Source organism: Dactylosporangium sp. CA-139114 (assembly GCF_050955725.1).
In the GTDB taxonomy this organism is placed as follows: Bacteria; Actinomycetota; Actinomycetes; order Mycobacteriales; family Micromonosporaceae; genus Dactylosporangium.
Window position 1 is genome coordinate 1,266,586 of record NZ_CP192080.1, and the last position, 24,372, is coordinate 1,290,957.

A 24,372-nucleotide genomic window follows, 5' to 3' on the forward strand; every position below is an offset into this window, starting at 1 on the left:
TGGGCCGCGTGGAGAACAGACGCACGCTCACGGCCGGCCTCGTGACCCTGGTCACGCTGGTCGCGTTCGAGGCGGTGGCGGTCACCGCCGCCATGCCCTCGGTCGCCCGCGCCCTCGACGGGCTCCCGCTCTACGGCTTCGCCTTCGGCGGCGCCCTCGCGACCAGCGTGGTCGGGATGGTGCTGGCCGGCGCGTGGTGCGACCGCGCGGGCCCGGCCCGCCCGGCCGCCGCGGGCGTGGCGCTGTTCTGCGCCGGGCTGCTGCTGGCCGGCCTGGCCCCGCACATGTGGGTGCTCGTGCTGGGGCGCCTGGTGCAGGGGTTCGGCGGCGGGCTGGTGAACGTGGCGCTGTTCGTCGTCGTGGGGCGCGCCTACCCCACCGCCGAGCATCCACGCGTGTTCTCGCTGATGTCGGCGGCGTGGGTCCTGCCCGCCGTCGCCGGGCCCGCGGTGGCCGGGCTGATCGTGCAGTTCGTCGGCTGGCGCTGGGTGTTCCTGCTGGTGGTGCTGGCGGCCGCCCCGGCGATGGCGGTGGTGTGGCCGCGGATCCGCGGCATCGCCGGCGGCTCGGGCGCGGCGGGTCCCTCGCGGGTGCCGTGGTCGATCGGCGCGGCGGTGGGGGCCCTCGTGCTCTACGTCGGCGGGCAGGAGTCGCTGCCCCTGCTCGCGGCCGGGTTCGTGGTCGCCGCCGTGTGCGGGGTGCGGCTGCTGCCGCGCGGCACCCTCGCCGCCGCCCGGGGCCTGCCCAGCGTCGTGCTCCTGCGCGGCCTCGCCGGGGCCGCGTTCATGCAGGCCGACGTGTTCATCCCGCTCATCCTCACCCGCGAGCGCGGCCTCAGCCCGGCGCTGGCCGGCCTGAGCGTCACCGTCGGCGCGCTCTTCTGGTCCGCCGGCTCGTGGCTGCAGGCCCGGACGGGCCGGCGCCTCGGCGACACGGCCCGGCTGCGGCTCGGCGCCGCGGGCATCGCGGCCGGCGTGCTGTCCGCGGTGGCGGTCGTCTCGGCGGCTGTACCGGTGGCCGTCGTCGTCGCCGGCTGGTGCCTCGCCGGCTTCGGCATGGGCCTGGTGTCGCCGGTCTCGGCGGCGCTCGTGCTGCGCCTGTCCGAGCCGGGCCGGCAGGGCGCGGGCAGCTCCGCCCTCGCCGTCGCCGACGCGCTGCTGACCACCATCGCGCTCGCCGCCGGCGGCTCCCTGTTCGCCGCGCTCGTCGACGCCGGCCCCGCCGCCTACCTGGCCGCGTTCGCGGTCGCGCTCGTCCCCGCCCTCGCCGCGCTCGCCGTGGCCGGTCGTACTTTCGGCGGATCTGACGGTTCGACACCGCCCGTAGCATTGGCCGGTGAGCGTGCGGGTGCTGGTCGCGGATGATCAGGAGATCGTCCGCACCGGGTTGACGATGATCCTCAACGCCCAGCCGGACATCGAGGTGGTGGCCGAGGCCGCCGACGGCCGCCGCGCCGTCGAGCTGGCCCGCCGGCTGCGCCCCGACGTCTGCCTCCTCGACGTGCGGATGCCCGCCATGGACGGGCTGGAGGCGACCCGCCAGCTGGCCGGCCCGGGCGTCGAGGACCCCCTCGCCGTCGTCGTCATCACCACCTTCGACCTCGACGAATACGTCTACGCGGCCCTGCGCGCCGGCGCCCGTGGCTTCCTGCTCAAGGACGCGGGCCCGGCGCTGCTCGCCCAGGCCGTGCACGCGGCCGCGAACGGCGACGCGCTCATCGCCCCCAGCGTCACGACCCGCCTGCTGCGCGCCTTCGCCGACAACGGCCCCGCGGCCCCGCCCCGCCGGCCGATCGAGCCGCTGACCGAGCGCGAGGAGCAGGTCCTGGCCCGGGTGGCGCGCGGCCGCACGAACAACGAGATCGCCGACGAGCTGTTCATCACCCTCAGCACCGTCAAGTCCCACGTGACCGCCCTCATGCTGAAGCTGGGCGTGCGCAACCGCGTGGAGATCGCGATGTGGGCCTACGAGACGAACCGGGTCCGGCCCGGCAGCTGAACTTTGGTCGGGCCCGGCCCCGGCCCATGGATCGATGTTTCCGGCCCGCGCGGAGCCCACCATCGGTGCTCATGACGACCGTTGCCGACCGCACCCGCACCCGCGACTGGCCCATCATCGCCGGCCTGTTCGTGCTCGCCCTCGTTCCCTCCCTGGCCGGCGGCGTGCGGGTCGCCCAGCTGACCGGCGGCGTCGAGCGCACCGCGGCCAACGCCCGCTTCGTCGACATGCCGGCCCCGGTCCTCGTCCACATCGTCGGCGCGGTCCTCTACGCGTTCCTCGGCGCCCTGCAGTTCGCCCCGCACTTCCGTCGCCGGCACCGCCGGTGGCACCGCGTCACCGGCCGCGTCCTGGTGCTCTGCGGCCTGGCCGTGGCCCTGTCCGGCCTGTGGATGACCACCTTCTACGACCTGCCGAGGGGCGACAACGCCGCGACCAACGCGGCCCGCTACGTCGTGGGCATCGGCATGCTGGTCTCGATCGTCCTTGGCTTCGCCGCCATCCGCCGCCGCGACTTCCACGCGCACAAGGCCTGGATGATCCGCGCCTACGCCCTCGCCATGGGCGCCGGCACCCAGGTCTTCACGAGCCTGCCCCTGATCCCGCTGGACCCGCAGGGCCCGGACTACCCGGCCTGGCGCAGCGTGGCGCTGATCTCGGCCTGGGTGCTCAACCTGGCCGTCGCCGAGATCGTCATCCGCCGCTCGGCCCGCCCCCGCCCCCGCACCTGACCATCCCGGGCCGGCCCGGGCACGCGCAGGTCCGCGGTCACGTCATCCGCAGGCCTCGGCCCGGGCCCGCAGCAGGGTGCGCTCGCGCTCGTTGCGGGTCATCGACGCGGCGCGCTCGAACTCGGCGCGGGCCTCGGCGCGGCGGCCCAGGCGGAAGAGGAAGTCGGCGCGGACCGAGGGCAGCAGGTGGTACCCCCGCAGCGCCTTGTCCTCCAGGAGCGGCTCCAGCACCGTCAGCCCCGCGGCCGGCCCGTGCGCCATCGAGACGGCCACGGCGCGGTTGAGCTCGACGATCGGCGACGGGGCGAGGGCGGCGAGCCGGGCGTACAACCGCGCGATCTCGGCCCAGTCGGTCTCCTGCGCGGTGCGGGCGCGGGCGTGGCAGGCGGCGATCGCGGCCTGCAGCGTGTAGGTGCCCCCGCCCAGCTCCTCGGCGCGTTCGAGCGCCCGCAGGCCGCGGGTCACGAGCAGCCGGTCCCAGCGGCGCCGGTCCTGGTCCAGCAGCATGATGGGCTCGCCGCCGGGGCCGGTGCGGGCGGCCGCGCGGGACGCCTGGATCTCCAGCAGCGCGACGAGGCCGTGCACCTCCGCCTCGCCCGGCATCAGCCCCGCCAGCACGCGGCCGAGGCGCATCGCCTCCCCGCACAGAGCCGGGCGCATCCAGTCGTCGCCGGCCGTCGCGGAGTACCCCTCGTTGAAAATGAGGTAGATGACCTCCAGCACCGAGGCCAGCCGCTCGGCGCGGGCCGCGCCCGTGGGCAGCTCGAAGGGCACCTTCGCCTCGGTGAGGGCCTTCTTGGCGCGGCTGATGCGCTGGCCCATCGTCGCGTCCGGGACCAGGAACGCCCGCGCGATCTCGTCCGTGGACAGCCCGCCGAGCAGGCGCAGGGTCAGGGCCGTGCGCGCCTCCGGCTTGAGCACCGGGTGGCACGCGGTGAAGATCAGGCGGAGCAGGTCGTCCTCGATGGGCTCCTGCTCGAGCACCGCCTCCAGCGCCGGATCGTCGAGCCGCTCCTCACCGGCCAGGGCGGGCAGGTGCTTGTGCAGCACCTGCTGCCGCCGGATGGTGTCGATCCCGCGCCGCTTCGCCGTCGTCATCAGCCACGCCCCGGGATTGCGCGGGACGCCCTCGGCCGGCCACTGCTCCAGCGCCGCGACCAGGGCGTCCTGCGCAAGCTCCTCCGCGAGGCCGACGTCGCCGACGAGCCGGGCGACGCCCGCGACGACGCGCGCCGCCTCGATCCGCCAGACCGCTTCGATCGCGGATCTGGCATCGGTACCGGAAGAGCTCACCCGGCCAACATAGCTAGCCCTCGTACTCGGAGACCCGCCGCACCTCGATCTCGATGTCGTGGTCGAACAGGTCCGCGAAACGCCGCGCCCACTCGACGGCCTCGGCCTGGTCGCGCACCTGCACGATGCCGAAGCCCCCGATGACCTCCTTCGCCTCCGCGAACGGCCCGTCGACGACCGTGGTCTCGCCGTCGCGCTTGGAGATCGTCGCCGCCCCGGCCGAGCTGGGCAGCAGGCCCTCGGCGGCGAGCAGCACCCCGGCCTTGCTGACCTCGTCCATGTACTTTGCGAACCGCTCGATGAAGGCGGGGGTCGGCTGCCACAGCGCCGGGTTCGAGTCGTCCAGCTTGTGCATCATCATGTAGCGCATTTCGGGTTCCCTTCCGTGGTTTCTGTAGCCTTCACCACCGCGTCGAGCTCGGTCCGCGGATTTCGACAACGCCCCCACGAATATTCCAGGAGATCTTCATGCGCATCCTGTTCGGCTTCGCCGGCGGCAACGGCCACGTCCAGCCGCTCCTCCCGCTGGCCCGGGCCGCCGCCGCCCGCGGCCACGCCGTCGCCTTCACCGGCAGACCCGGCGTCCTGCCCAAGGAGTTCGAGGGCTTCCCCGCCGGCGCGGACGAGCCGGACGAGCGCCGCCCCCTGCGGCCCGTCGACCGCGACCGCGAGGAGCGCGAGTTCGTCGGGGGCTTCGGCGGCTGGATCGCCCGGGAGCGCGCGGCGACGACGGGCGCGGTGGCGCGGCAGTGGCGCGCGGACCTGATCGTGTGCGACGAGGCCGACTTCGGCAGCATGATCGCGGCGGAAGCGCTGGGCCTGCCGCACGCGTCGGTGGTGGTCCTGGCGGCCGGCGGCTTCGGCCGCCCCGCGGGCCTGTCCGCCCTGCTCGACGAGGCGCGCGCCGCGCACGGCCTGCCCGCCGACCCGTCGCTGGCGATGCTGGACCGGCACCTGGTGATCTCGCCGGTGCCGCCGACGTTCCGCCCGGCCGCCATCCCCGGGCGCCCGTTCGCGATGCGCCCGTTCGAGCTCGTGGCCCCGGCTCCGACCGACCCGCCGACCGTGTACTGCACGCTCGGCACGATCTTCAACACCGAGTCGGGCGACCTCTTCACGCGGTTGCTGTCCGGCTTCCGCTCGCTGCCGATCCAGCTCGTCGTCACGGTGGGCGCGGGCATCGATCCCGCCGAGCTCGGCCCGCAGCCCGCGCACGTGCGGGTGGAGCGGTACATCCCGCAGGCATCGCTGCTGCCCCGCTGCTCGGCGGTGGTGACCCACGCCGGCTCCGGCACCGTCGTCGGCGCCCTCGCCCACGGCCTGCCCATGGTGCTGGTGCCGATGGGCGCGGACCAGCCCGCGAACGCCGACCGGTGCGCGGAGCTGGGCGTGGGCGTGGTCCTCGACGCCGTGGCCGCGACCGGGGCCGACGCGGCCGCGGCCCTGCGCACGGTGCTCACCGGCCCGTCGTACGCGGCCGCGGCGCAGGCCCTGCGCGCCGAGGTGGCCGCGATGCCGGACCCGGCCGCCGCGGTCGAGCGCCTGGAGGCCCTCACCGCGTGACGGGGTCCCGGTCAGGGTCACGGTCCCAGCGGCGCAGCTCGTCGGCGCCGTCGGCGATCTCGCGGCGCAGCAGCGGGTCGAGGTCGGTGCGGCGCAGCATCGCCTCGGCCGGCGCCAGCGCGCGCGGAGAGAACCGGGGGAACGCCAACCGGACCACCTTCAGCGCCGCGAGCGGGTAGCGGCCCTCGAGCATGGCGGGCACGTCGGCGAAGTAGCGTTCGGCGTACGGGTCGGTGAGCACCTCCTGGCCCGGCTGCCAGAACGCCTCGGCGTTGGCGACGGCGAGGCGGGGGTTCGGGTCGTGCACGAGCGCGTCCCAGGCCGCGGCCTTGGCCTCGGCGGCGGGGCGGGCGGCCCGGCAGGCGGCGGCGCGCTCGGCCCCCTTGGCGCTGGGGTCGCGGCGCTCCTCGGCGGCGATCTCCTCGGGGGTGGCGTCACCCAGGGCGGCCAGGCGCAGCAGCAGCGACCAGCGCAGGTCGGCGTCGATCACCAGGCCGTCCGGGATGCCCGGGCCGCCGGTGAGCCACGCGCGCAGCACCGGCGCGCCGGCCACGGTGGCCAGCGCCCGCGCGGTGGCCAGCTGGCGGCCCGAGCCCGGCGCCGCCGCCGACAGCGCCGCCGCGCACGCCTCGGCCAGCGGCGCGAACGGGATCAGGCCGCGGCGGGCCAGGGCGTCGCGGGCGAAGGCCAGGACCTCGTCGAAGACGCCCTCCTGGCGCTCCGCGGGCAGGGCCGCCACGAGGAGGCTCAGCAGCTGCGACGGCGGGATCTCGCCGTCGCGCACGGCGTCGGTCATCGCGGCCCAGATCACCGCGCGGGCCAGGGAGTCGTCCAGGTCGGGCAGGACCGCGGCCAGGGCCGCGCGGCTGAACGGGTCGAAGCGGACCTTCGCGTAGGTCTCGTCGCCGGCGTTGAGCAGCACCACCGTGCCGGCGGCCGCGGTGACGCCCGGCACGAGCGCGCCGGGGCCGTCGATCACGCAGGGCTCGCGGGTCACCGAGCCGTCCGAGGCGAACGCCGCCACGGTCAGGTGGTGCGGGCGCAGCGGGCGGCCGGACTGCTCGATCCGCAGGCCGGGCTCGCCGCGGGACGGCACCGCGCGCAGCGTGTTCGCGCCGGTGCTGCGCAGCCACAGCTCGGCCCAGCCCGTGAGGTCGCGGCCGGCCGCCGAGCCGATCACGGCCAGGAAGTCCGACAGATCGGCGTTGGCGAACCGGTACGCCGAGAAGTACTTGCGCAGGCCGTCGAGGAAGACCTCGTCGCCCAGCGCGATCGAGAGCTGGCGCAGGGCCGCGGCGCCCTTGGCGTAGGAGATGCCGTCGAAGTTCTGGAAGGCCACCGCCGTGTCCGAGACCCCTTCCGGGGCGACCGGGTGCGTCGACGGGCGCTCGTCGGCCAGCAGGCCCCACCGCTCCCGCCAGATCGCGAAGTCCGCCGCCGCGGACGGGTGCCGCCCGGTCTCGGCCGCGACCCGCCAGCCCATGATCTCCGCGAACGCCTCGTTCAGCCACACGTCGTCCCACCAGCGCAGCGTCACCAGGTTGCCGAACCACATGTGGGCCATCTCGTGCGCCATCACCACGAAGCGCCGGTGCCGGTCGCTGTCGGTCGCGCCCGCGCGGAACAGGAACTCCTCGCGGTAGTTGACCAGGGCCGGGTTCTCGACCGCGCCGCCGCTGAACTCGGGCACGAAGGCCTGGTCGTACTTGGCGAACGGGTACCGCACCCCGAACAGCTCGTGGTAGCGGTCGAAGGCCGCGGCCGTCGCGGCGAACAGCTCGTCGGCGTCGGCGTCGAGGCCGGCGGCGAGGCTGCGGCGGCACAGCAGGGCCAGGGGGATGCCGTCGTGCTCGCGCTCCAGCACGTGCCAGGGGCCGGCGACGAAGCTGAACAGGTAGGTGGACAGGGGCGGCGTCGGCTCGAACGCCCAGCGGCCGCCGGTGCGCGCCGCCACCGGCGCGTTCGCCCGGACCGTCCACTGTGCGGGAGCGAGGACCGTCAGGGTCATCGGCGCCTTGAGGTCGGGCTGGTCGAAGCAGACGAACATGCGCTGGGCGTCGTCGAGCGGGGCCTGGCCGTAGAGATACGTCTCGCCGTCCTCGGGGTCGGTGAAGCGCAGGATGCCCTCGCCGCTGGGGGAGTACCGCGCGGTGAACTCGGCCTCGAGCCGGTTCTCGGCGGCCAGGTCCGCCAGCGCCACCCGCCCGTCCGCGACCGGTGCCTCGCGGCCGTTCAGCGTCACGCGCACGGCCTGCGCCCCCTTGACCTCCGCGAAGCTGGCGGCCCCGGGGCGGGAGCAGACGAACTCGACGACCGTGCGCGAGGTGAACGTGTCCGGCTCGGTGAGGTCCAGCTCGATCGCGTAGGAGCGCACGGCGATGAGCCGGCCTCGCTCGATCGCCTCGCCGCGGGTCAGGCTCGTCATGATCCCGACGCTACCCGCTCGCCCGCCCGGCAACTCGGGCGGTTGGCGTCGGCCGCGTGGACTACTGCGAGCGCCTCGGCCCGGGCCTGTGGGCCGAGCCCCTGAAGGCGGTGTCGAACGCGGCGTTCGTCGTCGCCTGCGCCGTGCTCCTGAGCGCGAGCCGGGCCGCGCCGAGCGCGGGGTCGTGCGCGGTGCCCACCGTGGCGCCGCGCGCGGCCAGCCGCGCCAGCACGCCGCGGCGCACCGGGGTGTCGGCGACGAGCAGGCCGCCGGCCAGCACCACCGGGGCGCCCGGCGCCTCCAGCTCGTCGAGGGTGGCGACCAGCCGCCGCGCGGCCTCGGTCGTGATCGCGGAGGCGTCCGGGTCGCCGGCGTCGGCGAGCTCGCACACCACCGGCGCGAGAGCGCCGAACGGGGGCAGCGCCTGGGCCCAGTACACGAGGTCGTCCGCGGTCGCGGCCCCGGCGTGCGCGGCCACCCGGCGCGCGAGCGGTGCCCGCCATCGACGCGCCGCCAGCCGTACCGCCCGCAGCCCCAGCCACATCCCCGAGCCCTCGTCGCCGAGCAGCCAGCCCAGCCCGTCGGCGACGCGCGTGATCTCGAACCCCTCGACCAGCGCGGCGACCGCGCCCGTCCCGGCGATGAGCACCGCGCCCGAGGCCCAGTCCCCGCCCGCGGCGAAGGCCGTGACCGCGTCGCCCGCGATCCTCATCGGGCAGCGCAGGCCCAGCGCCTCCCACTCCGCCGCGAAGGCGGCCGCGATCGCGGGATCGGCCAGGGCGCTGGCCCCGGCGACGCCGACCACCCCAGAGGTCACCGTCGCCGGGGCCGGCCCGAGCGCGGCCCGCAGCGCCGACCCGATGGCGCGCGCGGCCGCCGGGCCGCCGGCGGCCGGGTTGCCGGGACCGGCGGACCCGCGCCCGAGCACGGCGCCCGTCTCGTCGACGACCACCGCCTTCGACGCCGTCCCGCCCGCGTCCACGCCGACCACCACGGACCGGGCCACGACTGCCATGGCATCGATGGAAACATAGAAAATGCTTGTTGACTAGAAGTTGAAGTGGTCGTAATTTTCATCGCCAAGGCGGAACGATGAAAAGGATGACCGGTGACGGGTGAGAGTGGCGGGCTGCTCGGGCGGCTGCGTATCGAGGGGCCGACGATGCCGGAGGCCCTGGCGAAGATCGCCGAGACGATCCTCGGCGATCCCGAGACGGCGGCCCACGCGAGCATCGTCGACCTCGCCGAGCGCTCGGGCACCTCGACGGCGACCGTCACGCGGTTCAGCCGGACGCTCGGCTTCAAGGGCTACGCGAACCTGCGGGTGGCGATCGCGACCGAGACCGGGCGGGCGGAGCAGGCGCGCTGGGAGACCGACATCAGCGGCGACATCGCGCCGGACGACCCGCTCGGCGACGTTCTCGGGGTGATCACCGCCGCGGACACCCGGGCGATCCAGGCGACCGCCGCCGGGCTGGACGTCGCCGCGGTCGAGCGGGTCGCGGAGGCCATCGCCGGGGCCGGGCGCGTCGAGATCATCGGGTTCGGCTCCAGCGGTACCGCCGGCCGGGAGATGGCCTTCCGGCTCGAACGCATCCGGATCCCGGTCTGGTACCGCTCCGACAGCCACACCGCGCTCACGAACGCGGCGCTGCTCGGGCCGGGCGACGTCGCGATCGGGCTGTCGCACTCCGGCCGCACCCGCGAGGTCATCGAGACCCTCGCCGAGGCCGCCGACCACGGGGCGACGACGGTCGCGGTGACGTCCTTCGGGCGCTCCCCGCTGGCCGAGGTGGCCGACGTCGTGTTCACCACCTCGGTCCACGAGACCACCTTCCGGGTCGCGGCCCTCTCCGCGCTGCACTCGCAGCTGCTGGTCCTGGACCTCATCTACGTCGCGGTGGCGCAGCGCACCTACGAGCGCACCGCCGAGGCCCTCGAGCTCACCGTGCGCGCCGTCGACGCGCACCGGCTGCCCGACACGACCACCACCCGCAAGCGACCACGGAGGGACAAGCCGCTGTGACCATCAGAAGTGCCGACTACGTCGAGGTGATCCGCGCCGCGATCGACCGCGTCGGGACAACCCAGGGCGACAAGGTGGCGCACGCCGCCGACCTGATGACCGCGACGGTCCGGGCCGGCGGGGTGATCCAGGCGTTCGGCTGCGGGCACTCCGAGGCGCTCGCCATGGAGATCGCGGGCCGGGCCGGCGGCCTCGTGCCCACCAGCCGCATCGCCCTGCGCGACATCGTGCTCTACGGCGGCGACCCGCTCAGCGCGCTGGCCGACCCCCAGCTCGAGCGCACCCCCGCCGTCGCCCACCGCCTCTACGACCTCGCCCCCGTCAAGCCCGACGACACGTTCGTCATCGCCTCCAACTCCGGCGTCAACGGCGCCGTCGTGGAGATGGCGCAGCTGGTCAAGCAGCGGGGGCACGCGCTCATCGCGATCACGTCGCTCGAACACTCCGCCCGGGTGGACTCGCGGCACGAGAGCGGCCTGAAGCTCGGCGACCTCGCCGACGTGGTCCTCGACAACGGGGCCCCCTACGGCGACGCGTCGCTGCCGCTGCCCGGCGGCGGTGCCGTCGGCGCGGTCTCCTCGATCACGGCGGCCCTGCTGGCCCAGCAGATCGTCATCGAAGTGGTGGCGCGCCTGCTGGCCGCCGGCGTCACGCCGCCGGTCTACCTGTCCGACAACGTGCCGGGCGGGCGGGAGCACAACGCAGCACTTGAGGCGCGGTACGCCGGGCGCATCCGGCGTACCGCATAAAAGGAGAGCGAGCCTTCCATGAACCCCTCACCTTCCACCCCACCGTATCCCAGTCGTCGTTCGATCTTGAAGGGCGCCGCCGGCGTCGCCATCGCCGCGCCCCTGCTCAGCGCCTGTGTCACCAGCGGGAGCAACGACGACAAGCCCGCGGCCGGCGCGGGCGACAAGAGCGCCGACAACCCGCTCGGGGTCAAGGACGACGCCCCGCTCGAGGTCGTCATCTTCAAGGGCGGCTACGGCGACGACTACGCCAAGCACGCCGAGGACCTCTACAAGGGCAAGCACGCCAAGGCGACCATCGACCACAAGGGCATCCAGAAGGTCGGCGAGGCGCTGCAGCCCCGGTTCGTGGCCAACACCCCGCCGGACGTCGTCGACAACACCGGCGCCGGCCGGCTCGACCTGGCCACGCTCGTCTCGGCCAAGCAGCTGTCGGAGCTCACCGAGCTGCTCGACGCCCCGTCGTTCGACGACCCGAACACCAAGGTGCGCGACACGCTGCTGCCCGGCGTCGTCGACGACGGCACCTTCGACAAGCAGGTCCTCACGCTGAACTTCACCTACACCGTGTGGGGCCTGTGGTACTCCAAGCCGCTCTTCGCGAGCAAGGGCTGGGCGTATCCGAAGACGTGGGACGAGATGCTCGCCCTGTGCGCCACGATCAAGGCGGCCGGCATCGCGCCCTGGACCTACCAGGGCAAGTACCCGGAGTACATCAACGACCCGCTGCTCACCATGGCGGCCAAGATCGGCGGGGAGGCGCTGCTCTCCAGCGTCGACAACCTCGAGCCGAACGCGTGGAAGGCCGACGGGCTCAAGGCCGCCGCGGAGGCGTTCGCGGAGCTGGCCGCCAAGGGGTACATCATGAGCGGCTCCGAGGCCCTGTCCCACACCGAGGCGCAGGCCGCCTGGTGCCAGGGCAAGGCCGCGTTCATCCCCTGCGGCTCCTGGCTGGAGAGCGAGCAGAAGGGCGTCGCCCCCAACGGTTTCGACATGGTGATGGGCCCGGTGCCGTCCCGCACGGGCAGCGACAAGATGGGCGGGGCCGCGGTGCAGGCGGCGAGCTCCGAGTCCTACATCGTGCCGTCGAAGGCCAAGAACGTCGCCGGCGGGCTGGAGTACCTGCGAATCCTGTTCTCCAAGCAGTCGGCCAAGAGCTTCGCGCAGTCGGCGGGCACGCTGCCGGCCGTGGCCGGGGCGACCGACGGGCTGACCCTGAGCAGCGGGCTCGGCTCGACGCGGGACGCGATCACGGCGGCGGGCAAGGAGGCGTTCAGCTTCCGGTTCCGCACCTGGTACGCCCCGCTGGCCAAGGCCGTCGACGACGCGACCGGCGAGCTGGTCAACAAGCGCGCCACCGCCGCCGAGTGGGCGCAGCGGGTCCAGAAGGCCGCCGACGCGCTCGCGAAGGACTCCGGCGTCAAGAAGTACACCCGCTGATGAAACACGGTCGGCTCCGGTTCCTCCTCGGTGCGCTCGGGCCCGCGCTGGTGCTGCACGTGCTGTTCGTGCTGTCCCCGTACGCGCAGGCGTTCTACCTCTCGCTCACCGACTGGACCGGCGTGGCCGGCGAGGCGCACTTCGTCGGGGCGGGCAACTACGCCCGCCTCGGCGGCGACTCCCTGTTTCTCGACGCGGTGCGCAACAACGCGATCATGCTCGTCGTGGTGCCCGTCGTGACCATCGGGCTCGGGCTGTTCCTGGCGAGCATGCTGCACCTCGGCGGGCGCGACGGGCGCCGGGGGATCGCGGGCACCCGCGTCTACCAGATCGTGTACTTCTTCCCCCAGCTGCTGTCGCTGGTCATCGTCGCCGTGCTGTGGCAGTTCATCTACAACCCGAACAACGGCCTGCTCAACGGGGCGCTGCGGGCGGCCGGACTCGGCTCGGCGGCGCGCAGCTGGCTGGCCGAGCCGAACCTGGCGCTGCCGGCCGTGATGGCCGTGCTGGTCTGGTCGTCGGCCGGGTTCTACATGGTGCTGTTCAGCGCGGCGATCGACTCGATCCCGAAGGAGCTCTTCGAGGCCGCCCTGCTCGACGGGGCGAGTGGTTGGGCGACGTTTCGCAAGGTGACGCTGCCCCTCGTGCGCGACACCGTGCAGGTCGCGTTCGTCTATCTCGGCATCGCGGCCCTCGACGGGTTCGCCGTCGTGCAGGTCATGACGGTGGGGCCGGGCGGGCCGGACGGGGCCACGGAGGTGATCGGGCTGTCGCTGTACCGCAACGCCTTCACGTACGGCAAGTTCGGCTACGCCTCGGCGATGGGGGTCGCGCTGTTCTTCGCGACGCTGACGCTGGCGGTGCTCGCCCTGCGCGCGGGCCGCAAGGAAAGGGTCGAGCTGGCATGAGCCTGGCAACGTTGGAGCGCACGGCCGCGGTCTCCGCGCCGCCGCGCCCCGCTCGTCCCCGAGCCGGGGCCGGGGCCGTGCTGGCGCACATCGCGATGCTGTGCTGGGGCGTGGTGACCGCGCTGCCGCTGCTGTGGGCGGTGATGAGCTCCTTCAAGACGGACAACGACATCCTGAACGACCCGTGGTCGGTGCCGTCGCGTCCGCACTTCGAGAACTGGTCGCGCGCCTGGAACCAGGCCGACATCGGGCGGTACTTCCTCAACAGCGTCATCGTCGTGGGCGGCGCGCTGCTGCTGACGATGCTGCTGGGCGCGCTGGTGGCCTACGCCCTGGCGCGGTACGAGTTCCGGGGCAACCGCCTCGTCTACTACACGTTCGTCGCGGCCATGTTCTTCCCCGTGTTCCTCGCGCTCGTGCCGCTGTTCTTCGTCGTGCAGCAGCTGCACCTGCTCGGCACCTACCAGGGGCTGATCCTGGTCTACGCGGCCTACGCGGTGCCGTTCACCGTCTTCTTCCTGCACGCGTTCTTCCGCACGCTGCCGGGCGAGGTCGCCGAGGCCGCGTTCATGGACGGCTGCTCGCACGCGGGGGTGTTCTTCCGCGTGATGCTGCCGATGGCCCGGCCGGGCCTGGTCGCCGTCGGCATCTTCAATTTCCTCGGGCTCTGGAACCAGTACCTGCTGCCGCTGGTTCTCAACCCCGACCCGGACCGGTACGTCCTGGCGCAGGGATTGGCCTCCCTGTCGGTCAGCCAGGGCTACCGCAGCGACTGGAGCGGACTGTTCGCCGGCCTGACGATCGCCATGCTGCCGGTGCTCATCGCCTACGTCGCGTTCCAACGGCACATCCGCGCCGGAATGACCGCCGGCGCGGTCAAGTAAGCACCCGTGACTGTGTGTGGGGAGGACCCTATCCATGTCCATCGGTAAACGTCGATCTATCGCGATCGCGTCCGGCATCGCGTTGGCCGGCGCCGTCGGAGCGTTCGCGATCACCGCGGCGACCGTCGGCACCGCCAGTGCCGCCGCGAACAACTGCGGCTACCTGTTCGACGACTTCAACTACAGCTCGTCCTCGGACGCGTCGCTGACCGCCCACGGGTGGGTGCCGCGCACCTACTCCGGTGGCCCCGGCGTGCCCGGCGCGACCTGGTCGGCCAGCAGCATCACCTTCCCGACCAACGGCGGCCAGAAGGTCATGCAGCTCACCGCGTCGACGGACGGCACCGGCGGGGGCACCAACCAGGCCGAGCTCTACACCAGCCAGAAGCGCTACCTCGAGGGCACCTATGCCTCGCGCATCCGCTTCACCGACACGCCGGCGAGCGGCAACGACGGCGACCACATCAACGAGACGTTCTTCACCATCAGCCCGCTCAACGGCGACCTCGACCCCACCTACAGCGAGCTGGACTTCTCGGAGTACCTGCCCAACGGCGGCTGGGGCGAGACCGGCCCGATCAACTACCAGACCACCTGGTACACGTACCGCAACGACCCGTGGTACGCCGACAACGTGCACTCGGAGGAGCGCAAGAGCTTCGACGGCTGGCACGACCTCGTGATCACCGTCTCCGGCGGGCACGTCATCTATTACATCGACGGCCAGCAGGTCGGCGACCACTCCGGCAAGTTCTACCCGCGCCAGACGATGACCATCAACTGGAACCTGTGGTTCATCGACACCGCGGCCCACTCCGGCGGCCTCTCGACCTACATCCAGCAGGTCGACTGGGTGCTCTACGCGAAGAACCAGGTCCTCACCCCGAGCCAGGCGACGGCACAGGCGGCCGCCTACCGCGGCGCGGGCAACGCGTTCACCGACACGGTGGACTCGTCCGGCCCGTGCGTGACGCCGACCGGCTCCGCGACTCCGTCTTCGTCGGCCTCGCCGTCGAAGTCCCCGTCGGCGTCACCGTCGCCGTCGACCTCCACCCCGCCGGCCACCAACTGCGCGTCCGCTCCTGAGTGGACGATCAGCGGGACGTACACGGCCGGCCAGACGGTCAAGCACGAGAAGAGCGCCAACGGCGACCCGAACGGCCCGGCTTCGGGCCAGGGCAAGCACCTGTGGCGCGCGAAGTGGTGGACGCAGGGCTCGGAGCCCGGCTGGACCGCCAACTGGGAAGACCTCGGCCACTGCTGAGCAGGCTCTTCGTGCTTCCCGGGCCGGCGCCCCTTTCCTGGGGCGCCGGCCCTCTTCCGTCCGGTCACACCGCTGTCGCTGGGCGAGGCTGCCCGCCGCGACGGGGCCGGCGGCTGCATCTCGCGCGCGATGCGGTCAGAAGCCGGCCGCATCGCGCCCTAGCCTCCTGCGTGTGCGGATCTCATTGCGGGCGCTCAACCGGACCTACCTGCGGCGGCAGCTGCTGACCGAGGACGACGGGCCACGAACCGTCGCCGAAGTCGTCGCGCATCTCGTCGCGGTGCAGGCCCAGGACATTGACGCGCCTTATGTGGGGATGTGGGCGCGTACGAGGGGCTTCGCGCACGCCGACCTGCAGGACGCGTTGTCCGGCAAGAGCGTCGTGCGGGGTGGGCTGCTCCGCGGCACGCAGCACATCGTCGCCGCCGCCGACTACCTCTGGCTCCGGCCGTTGATCTCGCGCGGCATGGGCAACACCGGGCTCTCGGCGTTCCGGCGGCAGCTCGACGGGATCGAGCTCGCCGAGCTCGCCGCCGCCGCGCGGGAGGTGCTCGGCGGGCGGAGCATGACCCGGCCGCAGCTCGCCAAGGCGCTCGTGGAACGGTACCCGGGGCGGGAGACCATGGCGCTCGCCTGGGCCGCGCAGCACCAGCTCGCGATCGTCCACCCGCCGCCCACCGGCATGTGGCGGCGGCGCGGGCACGTGCACGTCGCGCTCGCCGAGGAGTGGATCGGCGCGCCGCTGCAGGACGCGCGGGACGGGCGGGTGCGGGAGCTGTTCCGGCGGTACCTCAAGGGGTGCGGGCCCGCCACCGTGGCCGACTTCCAGAACTGGTCCGGGCTCCGGCGGGTCCGCGACGACATCGAGGGGATGCGCCGCTCGCTGCGCGTGTACCTCGCCGACGACGGGCGGGAGCTGTTCGACCTGCCCGACGCCGAGCTCGCCGACGCCGACGAGCCGGCGCCCGTGCGGTTCCTGCCCGAGTTCGACAACCTCGTGCTCAGTCACGAGGACCGGGGCCGGATCGTCGCGAGCGCCGCCGACCGGGCCGTGATCTGCCCGGGGTACTCCGTCGTGCGCCCCACGTTCCTCGAGGACGGGTTCGTCGCCGGCACGTGGGAGGTCCGCGGCGAAACCCTGGCCGTGCAACCGTTCCGGCCACTGCTCGACCCCGCGGCGGTCCGCGCCGAGGCGGCGAGGCTGCTCGAGTTTCTCATGCTTCCGGACGGTACGACCGTGACGTTAGAAGAGGGTCAGAGGGCCGACCGGTAGCGGCTCCGGCAGCGGGGGCAGGCCCGGAAGCAGTGCCGCGACGGCGGCGTGGAAGTCGCGGGCCAGCTGCGGCGCGTCCGCGTTGTCCGGCGTGTGGATGAAGAACGTCGGGGAGCGGCCCTCGCGCAGCCACGCGGCCGCCTGGCGGGCCCAGCCCCGCCAGCCGTCGACGGTCTGCTGCCGATCGTCGCGGCCCAGGTACCGCACGATCGGCCACGACGTGAGCGCCGCCGTCCGCCGGGGCAGCCGCGGCTTCTTCAGCCAGGCGTCGCGCTCGGCGTCGCTCGTCGGCGCCGCGGCGAAGAACGCCGTGGTGTCGAACGGCACCCACTCGGCCCCGGCCGCGACGAGCACGTCCTCGAGCTGAGTCGCCGCCCCGGCGAAGAACGCGGGATGCCGGACCTCGACGGCGCAGCGATACCCGGACGGGAGCCGGCGCAGGAACGCCGCCAGCAGCGGCACGTCCGACGGGCCGAAGGACGCCGGAAGTTGTACCCACAGTGCGTGCACCCGCGCCCCGAGCGGCTCGATCGCGTCGAGGAAGCCGCGCAGCTGCTCGTCCGCGCCCGTCAGGCGGTGCTCGTGCGTGACGGGGCGGGGCAGCTTGAGCACCATGCGGAACTCGGGGCCGGTCTGCCCGGCCCAGGTCCGCACCGTCTCGCGGGTCGGGGTCGCGTAGAACGTGGTGTTGCCCTCGACGGCGTTGCACCAGCCCGCATAGGCCCGCAGCCGCTCGGCGGCCGGCAGCGGGTGCTCGACGAACCGCCCCTGCCACGACTTGAGGCTCCACATGGCGCAGCCGACGTGCAACGCGGGCGGCAACATGGGCACGGTCACGCCGAACACGGTAAGCGATCCGGCCGGTCGCGCGGAAACCTCAGGTCAGCAGGGCGGCGAACCCGGGCCGGCCGCAGCCTCGAACCCCTGGAGCTGGTCGGCGAGACGCTGCTGGAGCAGGCCCGCGGCACATGACGAGGCGCCCGCCGGAAAAACCCGGCGGGCGCCTCGCGACGAGCTGTCCTACTCGGCCGTGAACGTCACGTTGCGACGGCGGCGGATGGCGAAGACCAGGCCCGCACCGCCCGCGATCAGGGCCGCACCCGTGCCGACCATCGGCAGCGTGCTCGAGGAGCCGGTGACCGGCAGGCTCGGGCTCGGCGACACCGACGGCGGCGGGGTGACGGACTTCGACGTCTCGGGCGTCGGCGACGGGGACTTCGACGGCGACTTCGAGGGCGACGGCGACGGCGTGTGCTCCGTCGTCTTGCAGTCGCCCTTGAGCTGCACGGGCCGGCTCGTGAAGGACTTGGTGTAACCGTCCGACCAGCGGGCGTCGACGCTCAGGGTGAGGCTCTTGCTGGTGGTGCCGGCGTACGTGGTGGTGAACGAGCTGCTGCTGCCGGGCTTGCCCTTCTCCGTCAGGCTGATGGCGGTGTGGGTCTCACCCGTCTCGTTGATCTTGATGTTGGTCAGATCAACGGTCTTGTTGTAGTCGTTGCTGACCGTCCAGGTCACCGTATACGTGCCGTTGACACCGCACTCCGCCTTGCCAACCGGACCCGCGCTGTGGGCGCTGGCCGGGGTAGCGAAGAGGGTCGATAGGCCGACGGCGGCGGCCGCGGCGAAAGTGCCGACGGCAGCCTTCCTGAACAGCGAGTTTTTCACGTCGTCTCCTACGGGGCAGAACTTAGCGACGACACAACATAGTGCGACGCGGCCCGTCGGCGACAGTCGTAAGGACATAGAAATCTGCGAGTGGTCCGGGTTTGTCCGGATTCTGCAAAAAAATAATGAAGATCTATGACCCTCTTAATCACTCGATGCGGTGCACCCGTTACAACATAAGGGCAAACGCCCAGCTGGCGACCGCAGTGTCACTGCGTAATGGTGGCTGAACGCTAGGTGTATCCCGCGACGGATCTCGATGCGCTCGCCACCGAGTCGCGGTTCGGGGTATGCGGCGGCTTCGATGCCGTCGGGTGCGCGCGGGGTCACGTCCGGGGCGGACTGTGGGCTCCCACTTCCAGCGGTGGAGCCGGCGGAGTGTCACCGAGCGGATCCTCACCGAACTGCGGGAGGAGGTCCGCCTGGCCCCGCGACCGGCGGCCGCGGCCCGCCGCCGGGATCGGTTCCATACCCGTGGGGTAGCCGCAGGCGAAAAACGGAAGCGGAATTCTTCTTCCGGTTCCTGTAGAGTCGATGGCGCAAACCGAACGTGCCCCTAGAAGGTCGAGACTCCCTTGGACCCCCGGACCCGTCGTATCCCGCTCAACGCGACCTACGCCGTCCTGGCGGCATCGGTCGTCGTCTTCACCCTGATGCAGTCCCTGCTGACCCCCGTCCTCGCGACGATGGTGACGGTCCTGCACACCACCCAGGGCAACGTCACCTGGGTCCTGACCGCGTACCTGCTGTCGGCCTCGGTCTTCACGCCGATCATGGGCCGTGTCGGTGACCTGGTGGGCAAGAGAGGCGTTCTGGTCTGCACGCTCCTGGCGCTGTCCGTGGGGTCGCTGCTGGCAGCGACGGCCACGAACATCACGGTGATGATCATTGCTCGGGTCATCCAAGGTGTCGGCGGGGGCGCTCTTCCGCTGGCCTTCGGCATCGTCCGTGACGAGTTCCCCGAGGACAGGGTGGCCGGTGCCGTCGGGCTGATCGCCTCACTGAGCGCGGTCGGCGGGGGCCTCGGCATCGTCCTGGCCGGCCCCATCGTCGACTACCTGGGCTACCGCTGGCTCTTCTGGCTGCCCATGATCGCGACGATCGCGGCCGCCGCTGCGGCTCACTTCCTGGTGCCGCCGTCGCCGGCACGAAGTGGCGCAACGGTGAGCTGGCTGCCCGCGGTGCTGCTTTCGGCCTGGCTGGTGTGCCTGCTGCTGGCGATGAACCAAGCGCCCGCGTGGGGCTGGGCCTCACCATCTGTCATCGGCCTGCTGGTCGGGGCGCTCGCGGTGGGCGGGGCGTGGATCGCCGCCGAGCGACGCGCCGCGACCCCCCTGATCGACCTGCAGATGTTGCGCCTGCATTCGGTATGGACCGGCAATCTGGTCGCCCTGCTCACCGGTGCCGCGATGTACGCGGTCTTTGCCTTCCTGCCGCAATTCGTCCAGACCCCTCCCTCCACCGGCTACGGCTTCGGCGCCAGCATCGCCGAATCCGGTCTGCTGCTCCTGCCGGCGTCGATCACCATGTTCGCGTCCGGCGCGTTCGCCGGTCGCCTTGCTTCGATCATCGGCGCCAAGCGCATCGTCGTCCTCGGCTGCCTCATCGGTGGCGCCTCCATGGCACTGCTCGCCGTCGCACACGAGCACACCTGGCAGATCTACCTGTCCTCAGCCCTCATCGGCGTCGGACTCGGACTCGTCTTCGCGGCGATATCCGGTCTCGTCGTCGCTGCCGTCCCACCGTCGCAGACCGGCGTCGCCAGCGGCATGAACGCCAACATCCGAACGATCGGCGGCTCGATCGGCGCGGCGCTGATGGCGAGCGTCGTGACCTCGCAGCTGATGCCGGACGGCCTGCCCGAGAAGTCCGGCTATACACTCGGCTTCGCCGCGATGGCGGTCGTCCTGGTGCTGGCCGCCGTGGCTGCGCTGCTCATCCCTGAAGCCACCCCCCGCCACGCACCGGGTGGCTCCGCTCGCGTCGCCGGCTGAGCAGGGCGAACTGGCAACGCGTGCCGGCGGAACGGGCGCGCCGGGAGAGGAGTTCTGGTGCGCCGAGACGCGGCCCGAAACCAGGAGCTGATCCTCAGAAGCGCCCATGAGGTGTTTTCGGAGCTGGGCACCGATGTGGGCATGGACGCTGTCGCCAGCCGCGCCGGCGTCGGCGTCGGCACCGTGTACCGCCACTTCCCGAACAAGGACCTCCTGCTCGACCACCTCGTGAACACGATGTACGAGGGCCTCGTCGCCGCCGCGCAGCAGGCCCTCGCACGTGGAGACGGAACAGGTCTGGAGGACTTCCTCCGCCGGCTCAGCAGATCTCTGATCGAACACCTCGGCTACTCCGACAGGTTCATCAGTGCCCGAGGCCCGGGCGTGGGCGAGCAGCTCGACAGCCTGTTCGACCAACTCCTGACCCAGGCGAAGACGCATCGCCTGATCAACGACAGCACCACGAAGGCCGACCTCCAGATGCTGATCTGGGGAGTGCGCGGTGTCGTCGCCGTGAGCGGCTCGGTTGCCCCCGACGCCTGGGAGCGCTTCCTCGACATCCACCTGGCGGGACTACGCGCATCTCCGTTCCCCAGCGTCAATCCAGCTCCGGACGCCAGACAGATCAGGGACATGCTGGACGCTCGCGACAAGCATTGAGATGGATGCAGGCCGGGCGGGCCGGAATAGGATCGCGCCGGTGGAGACGGCGCAGATCCTGCAGCACGCGTCGCTGCTCACCCTCCCGCAGCTCCAGGTGGCCGAGGTCCTGTCCCTGCGGGCCGAGGGCACGCGGCGCCGCGATCTGGCGCGGGCGCTGGGCGTCGAGCCCGACGACCCGCGGCTCGAGGCCGCGCTGCACGCCCTGCGCGACAGCGGGCTCGCGTGGCCGGACGGCGAGTGGATCCGCACCGTCGAGCTGCACAAGGTGCTCGCCAACAGCTACGGGTTCGGGCGGGCCGCCGCGCACGAGATGACGTACCTCCCCCTGGAACACCTGCAGCGCATCGCCCACGAGCTCGGCGTGCCGGGCGGCCTCGGCGACCGCGACCACGCGCGGCTCGTCCGGGCCGTCGGCGCCGCGCTCGCCGACCCGGACTTCGTGCGCGAGCAGTTCCGGCTCGCCCCGAAGGCGGCCCAGGAGATCCTGCGCGACCTCGCGACCGGGGAGCCGTTCTACGCCGACCCGCACGCCCTGCTCGCGCTGCGCACCAACCGCCGGGGCACCCCGCTGCGCTTCGCGGTCGACCGGGGACTGCTCGTCCTCAACGGGTACTACGGCGCCGCCCTGTCCATGCCCAGCGAGGTCGGGGCCGCGCTGCGCCCCGGGTTCCGGGCGGACTTCGACACCACCCCGCCCGCGCCGGCGTCGGTCGCGGTCAGCCCCGAGGCCGTCGACCGGTCCGGGGCGGCCGCGGCCGGGGCGGCGCTCGCGTCCGTCGTCACGCTGCTGGAGGAGTGCGGCCGGACCCCGGTGCCGATCCTCAAGGCGGGCGGGATCGGGCTGCGCGAGGTACGCAAGCTCGCCCGGCTCATCGACTCCGACGAGGAGGGCGTGCGGTTCTGGCTCACCGTCGCCGGCATGAACGGGCTGATCGGCGTCGCCGGCGACCGGGTCGCGCCGTCGGCCGAGTTCGACGCCTGGCTCAAGCTCGACCCGGCCGAGCGCTTCGCCTGGCTGCTGGAGGGCTGGATGCCGATGCGGGCCGCGCCGCTGCTGCTCGACGGGCGCCCCGCGCTGGTCGGCAGCGAGCACGACGAGAGCAGCGCCGTGCTGCGGGTGACCCTCGCCGCCGTCCTCGCCTCCCTGCCGCCCGGGCGCGGGGCGGCCGGGCTGGACGGGCTGGCCGCGATGCTGGCCTACCTGCGGCCGCTGGTCGCCGGCGATGCCGATGAGGTCGTACCGCTGGCCGCCGCCCTCTGGCGCGAATGCGAGCTCATGGGCGTGGGCGCGCACTACGCCCCGACGTCGCTCGGGCACGCGCTCGCGTCCGGCGACGGCGAGCGGCTGGCCGCGGTCCTGCGCGACTTCCTGCCGGCGGCCGAGGAGACGGTACTGCTGCAGAGCGACCTGACCGCGATCGCCACCGGCACCCCGTCGGCGTCGCTGAGCGCCCTGCTCGACCTGGCCGCCGAGCGCGAGTCCCGCGGCGGCGGCTCCACCTGGCGGTTCACGGAGGCCTCGGTGCGCCGCGCGTTCGACGCCGGCACCGGCGCCGACGAGCTCATCGCGCGCATCCGCGCGGCGGCGGCCGGCGGGCGGGTGCCGCAGCCGCTGGAGTACCTGGTCGCCGACCTCGGCCGCCGGCACGGCAACGTGCGGGTGCGCACGGTCGGCTGCGTGCTGCGCAGCGACGACACCGCGCTGCTGGGCGAGATCATGCGCGTGCGCAGCCTGGCGCGGCTGGAGCTGGCCGAGCTGGCCCCGACCGTGCTGTCGAGCGCCCTGGGCCCCGCGGAGACCCTGGCCGCCCTGCGCCAGGCCGGCTACGTGCCGGCGGCCGAGCACGCCGACGGCACCATCGCCTTCGAGCGCCCGGCCCGGCACCGCGCTAGAGGGACCGATCCAGAAAGCTGATCACCGCCCGGGTCAGGGCGACGCGCCGGTCCGAGAAGGCGTGGTCGGAGGGCAGCAGCACCGTCTCGCAGCGCTCGAGGCCGGTGTAGGCGCGCACCAGCGGGTCGTGGTGCAGGGCGGGGGGCGCGACCGTGTCGTGCTCGGCCGCGACGAGCAGCACCGGGCGGCCCGCGAGCCGGGGCGCGAGGCTCGCCAGGCGCCACGACGGGCCGTTGGCGCGCATCTCCTCGAACAACGCGTCGCCGCTGGTGCCCCGCAACGGCAGCGGGTCCTCGGCGAACATGGCGCGGGCCTGCTCCAGTACACCTTCGGGCGCCTGGGAGACGGCCCCGAGGTCGTAGGCGGCCAGGGCGGCGACCGCGCGCACCGACGGGTCGCCGGCCGCCGTGTGCAGGGCCGCGAAGCCGCCGACGCTGTGCCCGACCACCGCGACGCGACCGGGGTCCAGCGACGGGTCGAGCCCGGGCGCGGCGGCGGCCGTGCGGGCGGCGTCGGCGAGCACGTTGGACCAGCAGTACGCGCCGCCGACGCCCCACGAGCCGCGGTAGTGCACGACCAGCGCGGCGTAGCCGGCCCGCCGCAGCGCCTGGGCGAGGTCGAAGTTGCGCTCGTTGCCGGGGAAGCCGTGCAGCACCACGACGACCGGGTGCGGCCCGGGGCCGGCGGGGAGGTGCAGCACCCCCAGCAGCGGCACTCCGGCGCTGTCGAAGCGCACCTCGGGCGTGCGGGCGCGGGGGAGCAGGGCCGGGTCGGGGTCGGTCAGCCAGCGATCATCCACGTGCAAGTTGTACAAGGCGCCCGGGGGTGCAGGGGAGGAGAATGCCAAGCATGACCGCGAAGCCAGTGAACCTGACCGAGGCGCTCCAGTCGTTCACCGAGGTCTACAGCCCGCGGATCGTCGCGCGGACGAACGACTACGACGTCCGGGTCGCCCACACGCGCGGCGAGCACGTGTGGCACACCCACACCGACACCGACGAGTTCTTCCTCGTGCTCGACGGGCGGTTCGACATCGCCATCCGCGAGGCGGACGGCCACGAGCACACCGTCGTGCTGCATCCGGGCGACACGTATGTCGTGCCGCGCGGTACCGAGCACAAGCCCTCGTCGCCGGGCGGCTCCATCCTCATGTTCGAGCCGACCGGCACCCTCACGACCGGCGACGCCGCCGTGGGCGAGATCCCCGCGCACGTCGACAGCACCGCCGGGCACGAATTGGGCTGATCCGCCGGCCCGGCACCACCGCGGGGCTGGGCGCCTCCCCGGCGTCTAGCCCGCGGCCAGGTGCTGCTCCACCGTGGCGACCTTCGACTCGAGGCGGCCCACCGGGCCGTCGCGCCAGTCGACCTTGATCACGGTGCTGGTGCGTGGGGCCGCGGCCTGCACGACCGCCACCGCCGCCTGCACGACCGCCATCACCTCCTCCCACGTCGAGCCCTCGACCGTGGTGAACATGGCATCCGTCCGGTTCGGCAGCCCCGAGGCCCGGACCACCCGCACCGCCTCGGCGACGAGCGCACCCACGTCCTCCCCGAGCCCGAGCGGCGTGACACTGAACGCGACAAGCACAGACATGCCCTC

At 73.1% G+C, this 24,372-nt stretch carries 23 protein-coding genes; 15 read left to right on the forward strand and 8 right to left on the reverse strand.

Annotation, left to right across the window (positions count from 1 at the left end):
• Window positions 1–8: 8 nt before the first annotated feature.
• The 3 genes from ACQP2P_RS05745 to ACQP2P_RS05755 all read left to right on the forward strand — a co-directional run bounded on the left by ACQP2P_RS05745 (window position 9) and on the right by ACQP2P_RS05755 (window position 2,729).
• Window positions 9–1,364, forward strand: coding sequence for an MFS transporter (locus ACQP2P_RS05745; protein ID WP_433613893.1), 1,356 nt, complete (start codon window positions 9–11; stop codon window positions 1,362–1,364).
• A complete protein-coding gene (locus tag ACQP2P_RS05750) occupies window positions 1,336–1,998 on the forward strand; it encodes a response regulator (RefSeq protein ID WP_433613894.1) in 663 nt (220 codons plus the stop codon). Before ACQP2P_RS05745 ends, ACQP2P_RS05750 begins: the two co-directional genes overlap by 29 nt.
• A gap of 71 nt (window positions 1,999–2,069) precedes the next feature.
• The gene (locus ACQP2P_RS05755; protein WP_433613895.1) at window positions 2,070–2,729 is read left to right on the forward strand and encodes a DUF2306 domain-containing protein; all 660 of its coding nucleotides are present in this window, start codon (window positions 2,070–2,072) and stop codon (window positions 2,727–2,729) included.
• A gap of 42 nt (window positions 2,730–2,771) precedes the next feature.
• Here ACQP2P_RS05755 and ACQP2P_RS05760 read toward each other — a convergent pair whose 3' ends face one another.
• Together ACQP2P_RS05760 and ACQP2P_RS05765 are read right to left on the reverse strand one after the other, a co-directional pair.
• A complete protein-coding gene (locus tag ACQP2P_RS05760; RefSeq protein WP_433613896.1) occupies window positions 2,772–4,022 on the reverse strand; it encodes an RNA polymerase sigma factor in 1,251 nt (416 codons plus the stop codon).
• Window positions 4,023–4,035: 13 nt separating this feature from the next.
• A complete protein-coding gene (locus tag ACQP2P_RS05765; RefSeq protein WP_433613897.1) occupies window positions 4,036–4,392 on the reverse strand; it encodes a YciI family protein in 357 nt (118 codons plus the stop codon).
• Between the two features lie 98 nt (window positions 4,393–4,490).
• Here ACQP2P_RS05765 and ACQP2P_RS05770 point away from each other — a divergent pair, with 98 nt between their 5' ends.
• Entirely contained in the window at window positions 4,491–5,585 is a 1,095-nt protein-coding gene (locus tag ACQP2P_RS05770) for a glycosyltransferase (RefSeq protein ID WP_433613898.1), read from the forward strand.
• Here the strand turns inward: ACQP2P_RS05770 and pepN are convergent.
• Window positions 5,575–8,010 carry an aminopeptidase N gene (gene pepN / locus ACQP2P_RS05775; RefSeq protein WP_433613899.1) on the reverse strand — a complete coding sequence of 812 codons (2,436 nt, stop codon included), beginning with the start codon at window positions 8,008–8,010 and terminating at the stop codon, window positions 5,575–5,577. The two genes, ACQP2P_RS05770 and pepN, sit on opposite strands and share 11 nt — an antisense overlap.
• Before the next feature lie 61 nt (window positions 8,011–8,071).
• Complete coding sequence (locus tag ACQP2P_RS05780) at window positions 8,072–9,025, reverse strand: N-acetylglucosamine kinase (protein ID WP_433613900.1); 954 nt, start codon at window positions 9,023–9,025, stop codon at window positions 8,072–8,074.
• Window positions 9,026–9,118: 93 nt separating this feature from the next.
• Between ACQP2P_RS05780 and ACQP2P_RS05785 the strand changes: the two genes are divergently transcribed.
• The 7 genes from ACQP2P_RS05785 to ACQP2P_RS05815 all read left to right on the forward strand — a co-directional run bounded on the left by ACQP2P_RS05785 (window position 9,119) and on the right by ACQP2P_RS05815 (window position 16,554).
• Window positions 9,119–10,036, forward strand: coding sequence for a MurR/RpiR family transcriptional regulator (locus ACQP2P_RS05785; RefSeq protein WP_433613901.1), 918 nt, complete (start codon window positions 9,119–9,121; stop codon window positions 10,034–10,036).
• Between the two features lie 26 nt (window positions 10,037–10,062).
• Entirely contained in the window at window positions 10,063–10,785 is a 723-nt protein-coding gene (locus ACQP2P_RS05790) for a sugar isomerase domain-containing protein (protein ID WP_433618999.1), read from the forward strand.
• A gap of 66 nt (window positions 10,786–10,851) precedes the next feature.
• Window positions 10,852–12,225 carry an N-acetylglucosamine/diacetylchitobiose ABC transporter substrate-binding protein gene (ngcE, locus tag ACQP2P_RS05795; RefSeq protein WP_433613902.1) on the forward strand — a complete coding sequence of 458 codons (1,374 nt, stop codon included), beginning with the start codon at window positions 10,852–10,854 and terminating at the stop codon, window positions 12,223–12,225.
• Window positions 12,225–13,133, forward strand: coding sequence for a carbohydrate ABC transporter permease (locus ACQP2P_RS05800; protein WP_433613903.1), 909 nt, complete (start codon window positions 12,225–12,227; stop codon window positions 13,131–13,133). Before ngcE ends, ACQP2P_RS05800 begins: the two co-directional genes overlap by 1 nt.
• Window positions 13,134–13,228: 95 nt before the next feature.
• Entirely contained in the window at window positions 13,229–14,017 is a 789-nt protein-coding gene (locus tag ACQP2P_RS05805) for a carbohydrate ABC transporter permease (protein ID WP_433619000.1), read from the forward strand.
• Window positions 14,018–14,051: 34 nt separating this feature from the next.
• Window positions 14,052–15,281, forward strand: coding sequence for a glycosyl hydrolase (locus tag ACQP2P_RS05810; protein ID WP_433613904.1), 1,230 nt, complete (start codon window positions 14,052–14,054; stop codon window positions 15,279–15,281).
• 172 nt (window positions 15,282–15,453) lie between these two features.
• On the forward strand, window positions 15,454–16,554 hold the full coding sequence (locus ACQP2P_RS05815; RefSeq protein ID WP_433613905.1) for a winged helix DNA-binding domain-containing protein: 1,101 nt from the start codon (window positions 15,454–15,456) through the stop codon (window positions 16,552–16,554).
• Here ACQP2P_RS05815 and ACQP2P_RS05820 read toward each other — a convergent pair.
• Window positions 16,525–17,346, reverse strand: coding sequence for a DUF72 domain-containing protein (locus ACQP2P_RS05820; protein ID WP_433619001.1), 822 nt, complete (start codon window positions 17,344–17,346; stop codon window positions 16,525–16,527). The genes ACQP2P_RS05815 and ACQP2P_RS05820 overlap by 30 nt on opposite strands.
• Window positions 17,347–17,574: 228 nt before the next feature.
• Window positions 17,575–18,219 (reverse strand): LPXTG cell wall anchor domain-containing protein, encoded by a 645-nt coding sequence (locus ACQP2P_RS05825; RefSeq protein WP_433613906.1) that lies wholly within the window; start codon window positions 18,217–18,219, stop codon window positions 17,575–17,577.
• Window positions 18,220–18,794: 575 nt separating this feature from the next.
• On the opposite strand from ACQP2P_RS05825, the gene ACQP2P_RS05830 reads away from it, so the two are divergent.
• The 3 genes from ACQP2P_RS05830 to ACQP2P_RS05840 are packed head-to-tail and all read left to right on the forward strand — an operon-like array spanning window position 18,795 to window position 22,791.
• Window positions 18,795–20,213 (forward strand): MFS transporter, encoded by a 1,419-nt coding sequence (locus tag ACQP2P_RS05830; RefSeq protein ID WP_433613907.1) that lies wholly within the window; start codon window positions 18,795–18,797, stop codon window positions 20,211–20,213.
• A gap of 57 nt (window positions 20,214–20,270) precedes the next feature.
• Window positions 20,271–20,873, forward strand: coding sequence for a TetR/AcrR family transcriptional regulator (locus ACQP2P_RS05835; RefSeq protein WP_433613908.1), 603 nt, complete (start codon window positions 20,271–20,273; stop codon window positions 20,871–20,873).
• A 40-nt stretch (window positions 20,874–20,913) separates the two neighbouring features.
• Window positions 20,914–22,791: a helicase-associated domain-containing protein gene (locus ACQP2P_RS05840; RefSeq protein ID WP_433613909.1), complete on the forward strand. Its 1,878-nt coding sequence runs from the start codon at window positions 20,914–20,916 to the stop codon at window positions 22,789–22,791.
• Here ACQP2P_RS05840 and ACQP2P_RS05845 read toward each other — a convergent pair.
• Window positions 22,766–23,569 carry an alpha/beta hydrolase family protein gene (locus ACQP2P_RS05845; RefSeq protein ID WP_433613910.1) on the reverse strand — a complete coding sequence of 268 codons (804 nt, stop codon included), beginning with the start codon at window positions 23,567–23,569 and terminating at the stop codon, window positions 22,766–22,768. The genes ACQP2P_RS05840 and ACQP2P_RS05845 overlap by 26 nt on opposite strands.
• 50 nt (window positions 23,570–23,619) lie before the next feature.
• Here ACQP2P_RS05845 and ACQP2P_RS05850 point away from each other — a divergent pair, with 50 nt between their 5' ends.
• Window positions 23,620–24,015, forward strand: coding sequence for a cupin domain-containing protein (locus ACQP2P_RS05850; RefSeq protein WP_433613911.1), 396 nt, complete (start codon window positions 23,620–23,622; stop codon window positions 24,013–24,015).
• Between the two features lie 45 nt (window positions 24,016–24,060).
• On the opposite strand, the gene ACQP2P_RS05855 is transcribed toward ACQP2P_RS05850, so the two are convergent.
• The gene (locus ACQP2P_RS05855) at window positions 24,061–24,366 is read right to left on the reverse strand and encodes a thiamine-binding protein (protein ID WP_433613912.1); all 306 of its coding nucleotides are present in this window, start codon (window positions 24,364–24,366) and stop codon (window positions 24,061–24,063) included.
• Between the last annotated feature and the right edge of the window lie 6 nt (window positions 24,367–24,372).

Excerpts from the sequence above, each read along its gene's own strand:
- ACQP2P_RS05755 (WP_433613895.1), top strand. The coding sequence starts at position 2,070 with ATGACGACCGTTGCCGACCGCACCCGCACCCGCGACTGGCCCATCATC.
- ACQP2P_RS05765 (WP_433613897.1), bottom strand. The coding sequence starts at position 4,392 with ATGCGCTACATGATGATGCACAAGCTGGACGACTCGAACCCGGCGCTG.
- ACQP2P_RS05770 (WP_433613898.1), top strand. The coding sequence starts at position 4,491 with ATGCGCATCCTGTTCGGCTTCGCCGGCGGCAACGGCCACGTCCAGCCG.
- pepN (WP_433613899.1), bottom strand. The coding sequence starts at position 8,010 with ATGACGAGCCTGACCCGCGGCGAGGCGATCGAGCGAGGCCGGCTCATC.
- ACQP2P_RS05780 (WP_433613900.1), bottom strand. The coding sequence starts at position 9,025 with ATGGCAGTCGTGGCCCGGTCCGTGGTGGTCGGCGTGGACGCGGGCGGG.
- ACQP2P_RS05800 (WP_433613903.1), top strand. The coding sequence starts at position 12,225 with ATGAAACACGGTCGGCTCCGGTTCCTCCTCGGTGCGCTCGGGCCCGCG.
- ACQP2P_RS05805 (WP_433619000.1), top strand. The coding sequence starts at position 13,229 with ATGCTGTGCTGGGGCGTGGTGACCGCGCTGCCGCTGCTGTGGGCGGTG.
- ACQP2P_RS05810 (WP_433613904.1), top strand. The coding sequence starts at position 14,052 with ATGTCCATCGGTAAACGTCGATCTATCGCGATCGCGTCCGGCATCGCG.
- ACQP2P_RS05820 (WP_433619001.1), bottom strand. The coding sequence starts at position 17,346 with ATGTGGAGCCTCAAGTCGTGGCAGGGGCGGTTCGTCGAGCACCCGCTG.
- ACQP2P_RS05850 (WP_433613911.1), top strand. The coding sequence starts at position 23,620 with ATGACCGCGAAGCCAGTGAACCTGACCGAGGCGCTCCAGTCGTTCACC.
- ACQP2P_RS05855 (WP_433613912.1), bottom strand. The coding sequence starts at position 24,366 with ATGTCTGTGCTTGTCGCGTTCAGTGTCACGCCGCTCGGGCTCGGGGAG.